The sequence below is a fragment of the Cedecea sp. Ae19-4 genome, assembly GCF_059801165.1.
In genome coordinates this window covers 1-13,231 of sequence record NZ_JBCHWG010000004.1, presented here as the reverse complement: position 1 = coordinate 13,231, position 13,231 = coordinate 1, and the positions used below count along the sequence as shown (strand labels likewise).

Genomic DNA, 13,231 nt, shown 5'->3' with positions numbered 1-13,231 from the left:
GGGGGGCAATCAATACCCCGCGGTTAAATCATCCACCGAACGTGGATCAGACGCGCCATACAGCTTGCCGTCCGGCGCAATCATAATACTTTGCGTGCTGCCCATCGCAGCCTTCACCTGGACGTTTTGCCCCTTCTCTTTCAGCAACCTGAGCGTATCCGGGCTAAAGCCCTTCTCCACCCGCAGTTCGTCCGGCAGCCACTGGTGATGGAAGCGCGGCGCGTTGGTCGCTTCTGCCACGTTCATGCCAAAATCGATGCTGTTGACCACCATTTGCAGCACGGTGGTGATAATTCGGCTCCCGCCTGGGCTGCCCGTGACCAGCCAGGTTTTCCCGTCCTTCACCACGATGGTTGGAGACATAGAAGATAGCGGGCGCTTGTGCGGCCCCACGGCGTTGGCTTCCCCACCGACCAGACCGTACACGTTCGGCACGCCCGGTTTAGCGGAGAAATCATCCATCTGGTTGTTCATCAGAATGCCGGTATTCCCGGCCACGATCCCGGTGCCGAAGGTAGTATTCAGCGTATAAGTCACCGCCACGGCGTTACCGTCTTTATCCACCACGGAGAAATGCGTGGTCTGGTTACTTTCATACGGGGCCAGGTTACCCGGCTTGATTTCGCTCGACGGGCGAGCCTTGTTGATATCAATTTTCTCCGCCAGCGATTTCGCATAAGCCTTGCTGGTCAACGCCTGCCACGGCACCTTCACAAAGTCCGGATCGCCGAGGTATTCAGAGCGGTCGGCGTAGGCGTATTTTTCCGCCTCGGCCATGATTTGCAGGGCGTCCGCGCTGCCAAAGCCGTATTTCGCCAGATCGAAGTTTTCGAGAATATTGAGGATCTGCACGATGTGGATCCCGCCGGAAGACGGCGGCGGCATGGAATAGACTTCGTAGCCACGGTATTCCCCGCTGACGGGCTGACGCTCAATGGCTTTGTAATTGGCCAAATCCGCCTTGCTTATCAGCCCGCCGTTCTTCGCCATCTCTTCGCTAATCTGGTCGGCAATCACCCCCTTGTAGAAGGCATCCGGCCCCTGCTCGGCAATCATCTCCAGGCTTTTCGCCAGGTTGGCCTGCACCAGCCTGTCACCTTTCTGCAGCGGCTCTCCGTCCGCTTTCCAGAATATAGACTTGCTGTTGGCGTGATTCGGGATCACTTCCGCCCCGTACTGTTTCAGGTCGTCCGCCAGCGCATCGTTCACAATGATGCCGTCTCGTGCCAGTTTGATAGCCGGTTGCACGACTTTATTCAGCGGCATGGTGCCGTACTTTTCCAGCGCCAGGCTAAAGCCTGCCACTGTACCCGGGGTGCCGGAAGCCAGGTGCGAGGTCAGCGACTTCTTGCTGTCCGCATTGCCTTTATCATCGAGGAACATATCCCGGCTGGCTTTTTCCGGCGCCATTTCCCGGAAGTCTATCGCGGTTGTTTTGCCGTCTTTAGTGCGCAGCATCATAAAACCACCGCCGCCGATATTGCCCGCCTGCGGGTGCGTGACCGCAAGGGCATAACCCACGGCGACCGCGGCATCTACCGCATTACCGCCCTGCTTTAAAATATCGACGCCCACCTGAGTCGCCGCTGCGTCCACCGAAGCCACCATACCGTGCTCCGCGCGCACCGGATGGTAAACGTCCATTTCCACGCCATAAGAGACCGGCGGAGGAGCGGCTATAACCGTCAAACACAGCCCGATTGTCAGGGCTGGAATCGCTACCCAGCGTAAAATTTTCCACTGCTTTATCATCGTTATATCCTCATTTACCCGGGGAAAGTCCCCGCTTAAGCCTGGTTCACAAATCCGAAATAATCACCGTGATAAAGGAAACGGAGTAAACTTAAGCAACCCCTGATGGGAGGAGATAACGATGAAAAAGGTATGGCTTCTGGCAGCCTTGCTGCCGCTAACCGCGCTCGCACAGCCGCTCAACACGACCAACAACCCTAACCTGCCGGTCTATCAGAACCCGAGCCAGCAGCGGATGCTGACGCAGATGCAAACGCAGCAGTCTCAGCAGCAGGGGATGTTAAAGCAGCAGATACAATCGCAAAATCAGCTTCAACAACAGCAGCTTCAGACGCAGTTGAACAATAATCAGCAGCGTGTCCTGCAGTCGCAGCCGGGCATGAACCCGCTGCCGAACACCAACGGTGGGATGCTAAGAGGAAATAACGGCGGCATGTTGAAGCCAAACAGTTCAACGCTGCCGCCGCCAGTCACGCCGTAAGGCGTTATGCGGAGAAGTCCGGGCCTATCTCGTCGATGCGGTCGGTACAGATGGCATCGACGCCCCACTGCAGCAGCACGGCCGCGCGGTGGGGAACGTTCACGGTATAAACCAGAATATACAGTCCAGCGGCTTTCAATGCCTTCACCCGAGCCTCATCAAGCAGCTGATGATTCAGGTGAATAGACACGCACTGTAACCGGGTCGTCAGTTCCTGCCAGTCATCACGCCATTCATCCAGCAGCAGACCGCGAGGCAGTTCAGGGGCCGCAAGCTGTGCGGCTTCCAGAGCTTCAATCTCAAAAGAAGAAAGCAGCGGTGCGGTTTGCCCGGTCCACAGCTCACGGGCAGCCAGCGCAACCACTTTGCCGGTTTCGGTTTCCAGGCCGGTGGTTGGCTTGATCTCAATGTTGGCCATCATGCCGTGCTGTTTACAGCGTTCAGCCACCTGAGAAAGCAGCGGCAGCGGCTCGCCCGCATATTCACGGCTGAACCAGCTTCCCGCGTCAACTTTCAGCAGATTGTCCCAGGTCAGTTCGCCGGCAACCCCCCAGCCATTGCTGGTACGCTCGAGCGTGTCGTCGTGGAGGAGGAAGATTTGCCCGTCGCGCGAGAGCTTGGCGTCAAACTCAATCATGGTGTGGCCGTAACGCGCTCCGACGTCGATTGCCGCAAGAGTGTTTTCCGGCGCAAGTTTACCGCCGCCACGGTGGGCGACGATTTTTGGGTAAGGCCAGTTGCTCATAAACGTTGTCCGTTTTTGCCATCAAAGAAGTGCAGATGTTCTTCTGGCAGATGCACCCAAAGCGTGGTGCCCGGCTGCGGGCGTTCCTGATGCCCAAGGCGAATCACCACTTTTTGACCGCCCCAGCGGCCGTGAACCAGGTTATCAGCCCCCAGCATTTCAAGGGTTTCCACCACAATAGGGATGCCACCTGCAGCCTGTGAGCTTAGCGCAATATGTTCCGGGCGGATACCCAGCGTCATTGGCCGGCCAACCCACTGCAGGCGCTGGCTGCCGGTCGGCAACGCATCGCCGCCGTCCAGCTCAAAGCGTGAGCCGTCGATACTGATGTTGCCATCCAGCAGGTTCATTGCCGGAGAGCCAATAAAACTTGCCACAAAGCGGCTCGCCGGGCGCTCGTAAACCTCGACTGGCGTACCAATCTGCTCCGCCACGCCTTTGTTCATCACCATCACGCGTTGGGCGAGGGTCATGGCCTCAACCTGGTCGTGCGTCACGTACAGGCTGGTGGTTTTCAGGCGGCGATGAAGCTGTTGAAGCTCAAGGCGCATCTGCACGCGCAGCTTGGCATCAAGGTTGGATAGCGGCTCGTCAAACAGGAATACCGCCGGATCGCGCACGATGGCGCGGCCCATGGCAACGCGCTGGCGCTGGCCGCCAGATAGTTCGCGCGGGCGGCGAGTTAACAGCGCATCCAGCTCCAGAATACGGGCGGCTTCCAGCACTTTCTGGCGGATCTGTTCTTTGCCCAGACCGCGAATTTTCAGGCCCCAGGCCATGTTCTCTTCCACCGTCATGTGCGGATAGAGCGCATAGTTCTGGAACACCATGGCGATGCCACGCTCTTTGGGCTCCATGTCGGTGACGCGCTGGCTGTCGATCCAGATATCCCCGCTGGTCACCTGCTCCAGCCCGGCGACCATACGCAGCAGCGTAGATTTCCCGCAGCCAGAAGGCCCGACCATAACGATGAATTCGCCATCCGCTACGTCCACGGTCAGCGGCTGAATCACCTGGGTTTTACCGTCCCAGCTCTTGGTTACTGCCTGTAATTTTAAACCAGCCATGAAAGGTTCCTACTTCTCGCTATCAACCAGACCACGCACAAAGGCGCGCTGCATAACTAAAACAATAACAACCGGCGGAACAAGCGTGAGCAGCATCGCTGCCATCACCTGGTTCCACTGCGTCACGCCATCACCGCTGGCAATCATGCTCTTGATACCCGCCACGGCGGTGCCCAGATCGGCATCGGTGATAATCAGCAGCGGCCAGAGATACTGGTTCCAGCCATAGATAAAGGTGATCACGAACAGCGCCGCCAGGTTGGTTTTGGACAGCGGCAGCACGATGTCAAAGAAAAAGCGCATCGGCGAGGCGCCGTCGATGCGGGCCGCTTCCATCAGCTCGTCTGGCAGCGTCATGAAAAACTGGCGAAACAGGAACGTGGCCGTGGCCGACGCCATCAGCGGCAGCGTCAGGCCGGTGTAGCTGTCGAGCATTTTCAGGTTAGAGATAACCTCAACCGTCGGGAAAATACGCACTTCGACCGGCAGCATCAGGGTGATAAAAATCATCCAGAAGAACAGGTTACGCAGCGGGAAACGGAACCAGACGATGGCGAAAGCCGACAGCATCGACACGGCGATTTTGCCGATGGTGATCACCAGCGCCATCACCGTGCTGTTAAACAGCATCCGGCCGAACGGGGCGCTGTTGACCGCCACGCCGTTGGTCCAGATGTAGCTGATGTTTTCCCACAGGTGAGTACCGGGGATCAGCGTCATCGGCGTATCGAAGACGGCTTTGTTGTCCAGCGTCGCGGCAACAAATGCCACGTACAGCGGGAACAGAATGACGATGATGCCCAGAATCAGCATGGTGTGGCTGAATATAGTCAGCCCGCGACGGTTCTCAATCATTGGTAGCGCACCTTACGTTCAACGAAGCGGAACTGAACCACCGTCAGGACAATCACCAGCAGCATCAGCACCACGGATTGCGCCGCCGAGGAAGAGAGATCCAGCCCGGTAAACCCTTCGCGATAAATCTTGTAGATAAGCGTGGTGGTTGCCTGCACCGGGCCACCGCCTGTTGCCGCGTCGATCACCGGGAAGGTGTCGAAGAAGGCATACACCAGGTTCACCACCAGCAGGAAGAAGCTCACCGGGGCAATCAGCGGCAGCGAGATAAAGAAGAAGCGGCGCACGGGGCCAGCTCCGTCAATGGCTGCGGCTTCCACCAGCGAACGCGGAATCGACTGCAAAGCGGCAAAGAAGAACAGGAAGTTGTAGCTAATCTGTTTCCACACGGACGCGAACACGACCAGGAACATGGCCTGCCCGCTGTTCTGCGCGTGGTTCCAGTTGTAGCCAAACTCTTCCAGCGTGTGGGTAATTAGCCCGCGCCCTGGGTTGAACAGGAAAATCCACAGCACCGCAGCAATGGCGGGTGCAACGGCATAGGGCAGCAGCATCAGCGTTTGATAAAAACGGCTGCCGCGTACCACATAATCCACCAGCGCGGCGAAGAACAGCGAAGCCAGAAGCCCGCAGCCCGCCACCAGCCCGCTGAAGATCATGGTGGTGTAGAAAGAATCCAGATAGTAGCTATCGTGGAAAAGCTGCACGAAGTTATCCAGGCCAACGAAATGGCTGGACAGACCAAACGGGTCAAGGTTTTGCAGCGAGTACCAGAGGGCTTCGCCCGCCGGCCAGATAAAGAAAATGACGGTGATGATCAGCTGCGGCAGAACCAGCGCATAAGGTAGCCAACTTGAACGGAACACCGGGCGAGATGATGACATAGGGTTACTCGGTTAATGTTAGAACAGGCGATGCTTTGCCCCTTAGCACAACGCCCTCCTGTGACAGAGAGCGCGGTACTTTGCCCCCTCCTTTTGGGAGGGGACGAGGGTAGAACTTAAGACTTGGTAGACTGCTCGAAGCGGCGCAGCAGCTGGTTACCACGCTCAACGGAAGCGTCCAGCGCCTGCTGTGGCGTTTTCTTACCGGTCCAGACGGATTCCAGCTCTTCGTCAACCACGGTACGAATCTGCGGCATGTTGCCCAGACGCAGGCCTTTGGTGAACGGCAACGGTGGCTTGTTCAGCATCTGGCGAGTTGCGGTGTCCGCGCCCGGATTCTTGTCGTAGAAGCCTTCTTTACGAGTCAGCTCGTAAGCGGCGGTGGTGATTGGCAGGTAGCCGGTTTTCTGGTGCCATTCAGCGGCGATTTCTGGTTTAGCCAGGAACTGCATGAACTCGGCCACGCCTTTGTAGGTTGGCTTGTCTTTGCCCTGCATTACCCACAGGCTTGCCCCACCGATGATGGCGTTCTGTGGCGCGCCTTTCACGTCTGCGTCGTAAGGCATCATGCCTACGCCGTAGTTGAATTTCGCGTACTGACGAATGTCAGCCAGAGAGCCGGAAGACGCGGTAGTGATCGCGCAGTCACCGTTGTAGAACTTCTCGGTGGACTCATCTTTACGACCGAAATAGGTGAAGTCGCCCTTCTTGTTCATCTCTTCCAGCAGGGCAATGTGTTTCACCTGCTCAGGTTTGTTGAACTCCAGCACGGCATCAGTGCCGTCAAAGCCGTTGTTTTTGGTGGCGAACGGCAGGCCGTGCCAGGCGCTGAAGTTCTCCAACTGGATCCAGCCCTGCCAGCCGCTGGCGTAGCCACACTTCATGCCCGCTGCGCGCAGTTTGGCACTGTATGCCGCCACGTCCTGCCAGGTTTTAGGTGGCTGATCCGGGTTCAGACCGGCTTTCTTGAAAGCGTCTTTGTTGTAGTAAAGCACCGGGGTGGAGCTGTTGAAAGGCTGGGACAGCAGGTGGCCCGTTTTAGAGTCGGTGTAGTAACCGGCCACGGTCGGGACAAACTGGGATTCGTCGAAGTTGATGCCAGCGTCTTTAAACACTTCGTAGACCGGTTTGATAGCCTTGGAAGCCATCATGGTCGCGGTGCCAACTTCATATACCTGCAGGATGGCCGGGGCGTTACCGGAACGGTATGCCGCGATACCCGCCGCCAGGCTTTGATCGTAGTTGCCTTTATAAACCGGCACAATTTTGTAATCAGGGTGCGTTTCATTGAAACGGTTTGCCAGAGAATCCACTTCTTTACCCAGTTCCCCGTCCATTGAATGCCAGAAAGGAATCGTGGTAACGGCCATCGCCTGGGAGGCAAATGCCAGACCAAGCGTCAGCGCTAAAGCTGTGTGTCGTAACGATGTCATTCGGTTATCTCTCTTGTTGTGCCGGATGCGCGAAATCACGCGTTTTATGCTCGCGAGGTAACATGACACGCTCGAATGACAGAAAAATAACGGCTGGATGACAGAATAGTTACAGCGGAGTGAATGAAATGTTTCTTTGTCGACGGGAGATATATTTTTCTTTCCCCGTGTATTCCCTGAATAATTCAAACTCAACCCATGCTGTTCCCTCTCCCACAGGGAGAGAGTGCAAACAAAAAAAACGGCAACCGAAGTTGCCGTTATGCTTTTTATTAGCCGCCCAGATAGGCGCTTCTTACTGCCTCGTTCGCCAGCAGCGCATCGCCGGTATCTTCCAGCACGACGTGGCCGTTTTCCAGCACGTAGCCCCGGTCAGCCAGCTTCAGCGCCTGGTTGGCGTTCTGCTCCACGAGGAAGATGGTCATCCCTTCGCTGCGCAGCTGCTCAATGGTGTCGAAAATTTGCTGGATGATGATAGGCGCCAGACCCAGCGACGGTTCATCTAACAGTAACAGACGCGGCTGGCTCATGAGTGCGCGGCCTATCGCCAGCATCTGCTGCTCACCGCCGGACATGGTACCCGCCCGCTGAATGCGGCGTTCGTGCAGACGCGGGAACAGATCGTAGACGCGCTTAATACGCGACTGGAACTGGTCACGTTCGGCAAAAAAGCCGCCCATCGCCAGGTTCTCTTCCACCGTCATGCGGGAGAAAACACGGCGCCCTTCCGGCACAATCGCCACGGCCTCACGCATGATGCGCGCGGTGTGCCAGTCTGTAATATCTTTGCCATCAAACACGATGCGGCCGCTGGTCGCGCGCGGGTCGCCGCAAAGCGTGCCAAGCAGCGTCGTTTTACCAGCGCCGTTAGCGCCGATGAGCGTAACAATTTCGCCCTGTTTAATATGCAGACTGACGTCGTGCAGCGCCTGAATTTTGCCGTAGTGGGCGCTCACCTTGTCAAACGACAGCATTACATTTTCCATCTTAAGCCTCACCCAGATAGGCGCGAATGACATCAGGGTTGTTGCGGATTTGCTCCGGCGTGCCGTTGGCTAACGGCGTTCCCTGGTTCACCACGTAGATACGGTCAGAAATGCCCATGACCAGCTTCATGTCATGCTCAATCAGCAACACCGTGGTGTTGTGATGATTGCGCAGCTCCATGATCAGCTCATCCAGCTCATGGGTTTCTTTCGGGTTAAGGCCGGCGGCAGGTTCATCCAGCATCAGGATTTCCGGCTGGGTCACCATGCAGCGAGCGATTTCAAGGCGACGCTGATCGCCATAGGCCAGGTTGCTTGCCTGGCGGTTAGCGTGCTCCAGCAGCCCGATACGTTCGAGCCAGGTGGCCGCTCTGTCCAGCGCTTCGCTCTGGGCGCGACGGAAGCCTGGGGTTTTCAGCAAGCCCGAGAAAATACCGGTTTTCAGCTGTTGATGTTGCGCCACCAGCAGGTTCTCAATCACCGTCATTTCACGGAACAGGCGAACGTGCTGGAAGGTACGCACCACGCCCATGCGCGCAATCTGCTGGCCCGGTAAGCCTTCCAGATGCTGGTCGCGCAGCAAAATGGTGCCGCCGGTCGGCTTGTAAAAGCCGGTCAGGCAGTTAAACACCGTGGTTTTACCGGCGCCGTTCGGGCCGATAAGCGAAACAATTTCCTGTGGATGCAGCTCGAGCGAGACATTGTTGACGGCCAGCAGGCCGCCGAAACGCATCATCAGACCGCTTACGGATAACAATGGCTGACTCATGCCTGCTCTCCTTTCACTTGCTCTTTCTTCAGCTTCAGATGCGGACGCGTCATCGGCAGCAAGCCTTGTGGACGCCAGATCATCATCAGCACCATCAGGCCACCGAGCACCAGCATGCTGTACTCGTTCAGGTCACGCATCAGCTCGCGGGAAACCACCAGCAGAACAGCGGCCAGAATCACCGCGAACTGCGAGCCCATCCCGCCGAGCACCACAATCGCCAGCACAAACGCCGACTCGGCGAAGGTGAAGGATTCCGGGCTGACAAAGCCCTGGCGTGCGGCGAACAACGTCCCGGCAAAGCCCGCAAAAGCGGCGCTGATGGTGAACGCAGTCAGCTTGATACGGGTTGGGTTCAGGCCCAGCGAACGGCAGGCGATCTCATCTTCGCGCAGCGCTTCCCAGGCGCGGCCAAGCGGCATACGCAGCAGGCGGTTAATCACGAACAGCGACAGCACCACCAGCAGCAGCGCTACCAGGTACAGGAAAATAATCCTGTCGCTCGGGTCGTAGGCCACGTTAAAGAAATTACTGAAGGTATCCCAGCCGCCTTCGCGGGCGGTACGGCTAAACTCCAGGCCGAAGAAGGTCGGTTTTGGGATCTGGCTGATGCCGTTCGGGCCGCCGGTAATATCGGTGTTGTTCAGCAGCAGGATACGGACGATTTCCCCGAAGCCCAGCGTCACGATCGCCAGGTAGTCCCCACGCAGGCGCAGCACCGGGAAGCCGAGCAGGAAGCCTGCGGCAGCAGCCACCAGCCCCGCCAGCGGCAGGCAGGTCCAGAAGCCCAGGCCGTAATAGTGGTTCAGCAACGCAAAAGTGTAAGCGCCGATAGCGTAGAAGCCGCCATAGCCCAGCACCAACAGGCCAGACAGCCCCACCACCACGTTCAGCCCCAGGCCGAGGATGATGTAAATCATGGTTAATGTAGCAATGTCCACGGTGCCGCGTGAAACAAGGAACGGCCACGCCACAGCGGCAACCAGCAGCGCCACCAGGAACAGCTTCTGCTTAGCCGTGGAACCATCCAGCGCCGGCAGCACAAACTTCGGCCCGGACACTTTCTTCATGCCCTTCTGGAACAGCGGGCGCAGCAGTTGGAACACCAGCACCGCAGCGGTGCCGATGAAGACCCATTCCCAGCGCACGGAAGGCGCGCTGTTCACCACCAGTTTGGTGCCGTCCAGGCTAAGCTGAACGCCCATAAATACCGATGCTAAAACAAAAAACATGGCTGCGGAGAGCAGCGAAAAAACAATATGCATCGGTTTCATACTTTCTCAACCTCCGGACGACCCAGGATCCCGGTAGGCATCACCAGCAGCACCACTATCAGCAGCGCGAAGGAGACGACGTCTTTATATTCCGTGCTCAGGTAGGCTGAAGTCAGCGCTTCGGCCACGCCGAGGATCAGGCCGCCAATCATGGCGCCAGGAATACTGCCGATGCCGCCAAGTACCGCCGCGGTAAAGGCTTTCATCCCTGCCATAAAGCCGATGTAGGGGTTGATTACACCGTAGAACTGGCCCAACAGTACGCCAGCCACTGCCGCCATCGCGGCACCGATGACGAAGGTGAGCGAGATAACGCGGTCGGTATTAATCCCGAGCAGGCTGGCCATTTTCAGGTCTTCAGCACAGGCGCGGCAGGCGCGGCCCATGCGGGAATAACGGATGAACAGCGTCAGCGCCAGCATAGCCAGGAAGGTCACAACCCAGATAACCAGCTGCATGGTGGTGATGGTGGCGGTGAAGTTATCGCTCGCCCCCACAATCCACTGCCCGTTAAACAGGCTTGGCAGCGCGATGTCGCGCGAACCTTCCGTCAGGCTGACGTAGTTTTGCAGGAAGATAGACATCCCGATGGCGGAAATCAGCGCGATCAGGCGCTTGGAGTTACGCACCGGCTTGTAGGCGACGCGCTCAATGCTCCAGCCGTAGGCGCTGGCGATGATAATGGCGCCAATAAAGCCTGCGCCTACCAGCATCCAGCCCACATCAATACCGAGCATCATTAACGCGGCGATGATCATGAAAGAGACGTAGCTGCCGATCATATACACTTCGCCGTGGGCGAAGTTGATCATGCCAATAATGCCGTACACCATCGTGTAACCGATGGCGATCAGCGCGTAGGTACTGCCCAGCGTGACGCCGTTAAACATCTGCTGCAGGAAGTAGAGAAACTGCTCGGACATAACTTAACCTTTTAAAAACCCCCGGCATAGGCCGGGGGTGGGATGACTGTGCAGCCTTCGCCTTACTTCGCCACGGAGGACGAACCATCGGCGTGCCACTGGAAGACACCGAATTCAAATCCTTTCAAATCGCCTTTATCATCCCAGTTCAGCGGCCCAATCACGGTGTTCGCACCGTGTGCTTTTAAATCTTTCACCAGCGCAGCAGGATCTTTGCTGCCGGTGCGGTCCATGGCGGTGGCCAGAGACTGAACTGCCGCGTAGGTGATCCACACATACGGGCCGCTCGGGTCTTTCTTCGCCGCTTTCAGCTCATCAACGATAGCTTTATTGGCCGGATCCTGGTCATAGCGCTTAGGCATGGTGACCAGCATCCCTTCGCCCGCAGGGCCAGCGATATTGGACAGAGAAGCGTTACCCACGCCTTCCGGCCCCATAAACTGAGTTTTCAGGCCAACGGCGCGTGCCTGGCGCAGGATCTGCCCCATTTCCGGGTAGTAGCCGCCGTAGTAAACGAAGTCGATATTTTCTTTCTGCAGACGCGCCACCAGGGTGGAGAAATCTTTGTCGCCGGCGGTGATCCCGTCGAAGAACACGATGTTAGCGCCGCCTTTTTTCAGGCCATCCTGCACGGAGCGCGCCAGACCTTCGCCGTACTGCTGCTTATCGTGGATGATCGCGATGCGCTGCGGCTTAACGTGCTCCAGAATATATTTGGACGCCGTTGGCCCCTGAGAAGAGTCGAGGCCCGCGGTACGCATGATCATGCCGTAGCCACGCTGGGTCAGCTCAGGGTTGGTCGCGCCCGGAGTGATCATCAGGATGCCTTCATCTTCATAGATGTCTGAAGCTGGCTGGGTGGAAGAGGAGCACAGGTGGCCGATAACGTACTTCACGCCGTCGTTAACGATTTTGTTGGCAACCGCCACGGCCTGTTTTGGATCGCAGGCATCGTCATATTCAACGCCAACCAGCTTGTCGCCTTTGATCCCGCCTTTGGCGTTGATGTCTTTGATAGCCTGGCGAGCGCCGTTAAATTCCATGTCGCCCCACTGCGCGACCGGGCCTGACATTGCCCCGACAACAGCCACTTTGATATCACCCGCGGTTGCCGCGTGAGACACGGCCAACGCCACCAGCCCGGCCAGTAATGTCTTCGCGTTCATCTTCATTCGTTCCATCCCCATAACTTGGTTAAAAAGCACTCAGTACCTTTTATAATCAATGACCATTTTTATCAGTGCCGTTAAGGAGTTAGCGGTAAATTTTACAATTTATCAGACTAAACTCTCTATTTTTCAGGCGATTAAGTAGAGATAATATTCTGTATTTCGCCATAGTTAAACAAAAAAAAGCACCAAAATCAGCATAAAATAGCGGTACAAAGAGCCGAACAATTCACTGGATTTTAGTGCTTTATCCTGGTCAGGATTCAATCTGCCGCGTTAAAGGCTGGCTTATCTTTTCGCTAAAAAGTAATCAACTGCTGAACGGCATAAAAAAGATAAAGCGTCTGAGGCAAATAAATTGGTTACACTCGGGGTTTTCCCGCTTTTTGGTTAGGTCACTTATGAAACTCACTATCATTCGTCTGTTTGAGTTTAGCGCTCAGGATAAAATTGACCTCGGCAAGATCTGGCCGGAATACTCCAGCGGTTCACTGACCCTTAGCGACAGTGAAAGGATCTACGCCGCAAAATTTAACGAACGCCTGCTCGGCGCGGTGCGCGTCACGCTCACAGGGGATGCCGGAGCGCTGGATTCTCTGCGCGTTCGTGAAATTACCCGCCGCAGAGGCGTGGGGCAGTATTTGCTGGAAGAGGTTATGCGGGATAACCCGGCGATTAAACGCTGGTGGCTGGCAGATGTTGGCGTTGAGGATCGTGCCGTGATGACGGCGTTTATGCAGGCTTCCGGGTTCTGTGAGCAGAGCGGCGGTTGGGGGAGGTAAGCGGGTTTCCCACCTGCATCCTTGCAGCAGATAAGTCGCTCTATGAAGGTACGGCTTTTCCCTCATCCACAACGTCGCTGCTTGTTTACCCTCACCCTAACCCTCTCCCTA

The 13,231-nt window shown here is 56.7% G+C and carries 13 protein-coding genes; 2 read left to right on the top strand and 11 right to left on the bottom strand.

Translation table 11 applies throughout. The features are described from left to right. Positions 1-9: 9 nt before the first annotated feature. Positions 10-1,752, bottom strand: a complete 1,743-nt coding sequence (ggt, locus tag AAIE02_RS21130) for a gamma-glutamyltransferase (protein ID WP_498533209.1) — start codon at positions 1,750-1,752, stop codon at positions 10-12. Between the two features lie 121 nt (positions 1,753-1,873). On the opposite strand from ggt, the gene AAIE02_RS21125 reads away from it, so the two are divergent. Then, positions 1,874-2,233 (top strand): DUF2756 family protein, encoded by a 360-nt coding sequence (locus tag AAIE02_RS21125; protein WP_008457926.1) that lies wholly within the window; start codon positions 1,874-1,876, stop codon positions 2,231-2,233. A gap of 4 nt (positions 2,234-2,237) precedes the next feature. Here AAIE02_RS21125 and ugpQ read toward each other — a convergent pair whose 3' ends face one another. From ugpQ to livK, 10 genes are all read right to left on the bottom strand, one after another. Beyond that, entirely contained in the window at positions 2,238-2,978 is a 741-nt protein-coding gene (gene ugpQ, locus AAIE02_RS21120; RefSeq protein WP_008457928.1) for a glycerophosphodiester phosphodiesterase, read from the bottom strand. Next, positions 2,975-4,045 carry a sn-glycerol-3-phosphate import ATP-binding protein UgpC gene (locus AAIE02_RS21115; protein ID WP_008457931.1) on the bottom strand — a complete coding sequence of 357 codons (1,071 nt, stop codon included), beginning with the start codon at positions 4,043-4,045 and terminating at the stop codon, positions 2,975-2,977. The genes ugpQ and AAIE02_RS21115 overlap by 4 nt, the downstream gene beginning before the upstream one ends. A 9-nt stretch (positions 4,046-4,054) precedes the next feature. Beyond that, positions 4,055-4,900: a sn-glycerol-3-phosphate ABC transporter permease UgpE gene (gene ugpE, locus AAIE02_RS21110; protein ID WP_008457932.1), complete on the bottom strand. Its 846-nt coding sequence runs from the start codon at positions 4,898-4,900 to the stop codon at positions 4,055-4,057. Next, the gene (gene ugpA, locus AAIE02_RS21105) at positions 4,897-5,784 is read right to left on the bottom strand and encodes a sn-glycerol-3-phosphate ABC transporter permease UgpA (protein WP_008457934.1); all 888 of its coding nucleotides are present in this window, start codon (positions 5,782-5,784) and stop codon (positions 4,897-4,899) included. Before ugpA ends, ugpE begins: the two co-directional genes overlap by 4 nt. A gap of 116 nt (positions 5,785-5,900) precedes the next feature. Then, complete coding sequence (gene ugpB, locus AAIE02_RS21100; protein WP_008457936.1) at positions 5,901-7,217, bottom strand: sn-glycerol-3-phosphate ABC transporter substrate-binding protein UgpB; 1,317 nt, start codon at positions 7,215-7,217, stop codon at positions 5,901-5,903. A gap of 272 nt (positions 7,218-7,489) precedes the next feature. Then, positions 7,490-8,203: a high-affinity branched-chain amino acid ABC transporter ATP-binding protein LivF gene (livF, locus tag AAIE02_RS21095; RefSeq protein WP_085938903.1), complete on the bottom strand. Its 714-nt coding sequence runs from the start codon at positions 8,201-8,203 to the stop codon at positions 7,490-7,492. 1 nt (position 8,204) lies between these two features. After that, complete coding sequence (gene livG / locus AAIE02_RS21090) at positions 8,205-8,972, bottom strand: high-affinity branched-chain amino acid ABC transporter ATP-binding protein LivG (RefSeq protein ID WP_008457941.1); 768 nt, start codon at positions 8,970-8,972, stop codon at positions 8,205-8,207. Beyond that, complete coding sequence (locus AAIE02_RS21085; protein ID WP_008457943.1) at positions 8,969-10,246, bottom strand: high-affinity branched-chain amino acid ABC transporter permease LivM; 1,278 nt, start codon at positions 10,244-10,246, stop codon at positions 8,969-8,971. The genes livG and AAIE02_RS21085 overlap by 4 nt, the downstream gene beginning before the upstream one ends. After that, positions 10,243-11,169, bottom strand: coding sequence for a high-affinity branched-chain amino acid ABC transporter permease LivH (livH, locus tag AAIE02_RS21080; protein WP_008457946.1), 927 nt, complete (start codon positions 11,167-11,169; stop codon positions 10,243-10,245). Before livH ends, AAIE02_RS21085 begins: the two co-directional genes overlap by 4 nt. A gap of 62 nt (positions 11,170-11,231) precedes the next feature. Beyond that, a complete protein-coding gene (gene livK, locus AAIE02_RS21075) occupies positions 11,232-12,341 on the bottom strand; it encodes a high-affinity branched-chain amino acid ABC transporter substrate-binding protein LivK (protein ID WP_166994686.1) in 1,110 nt (369 codons plus the stop codon). A gap of 398 nt (positions 12,342-12,739) precedes the next feature. On the opposite strand from livK, the gene panM reads away from it, so the two are divergent. Further along, positions 12,740-13,120 carry an aspartate 1-decarboxylase autocleavage activator PanM gene (panM, locus tag AAIE02_RS21070; RefSeq protein ID WP_498533208.1) on the top strand — a complete coding sequence of 127 codons (381 nt, stop codon included), beginning with the start codon at positions 12,740-12,742 and terminating at the stop codon, positions 13,118-13,120. The last annotated feature ends 111 nt before the right edge of the window (positions 13,121-13,231 follow it).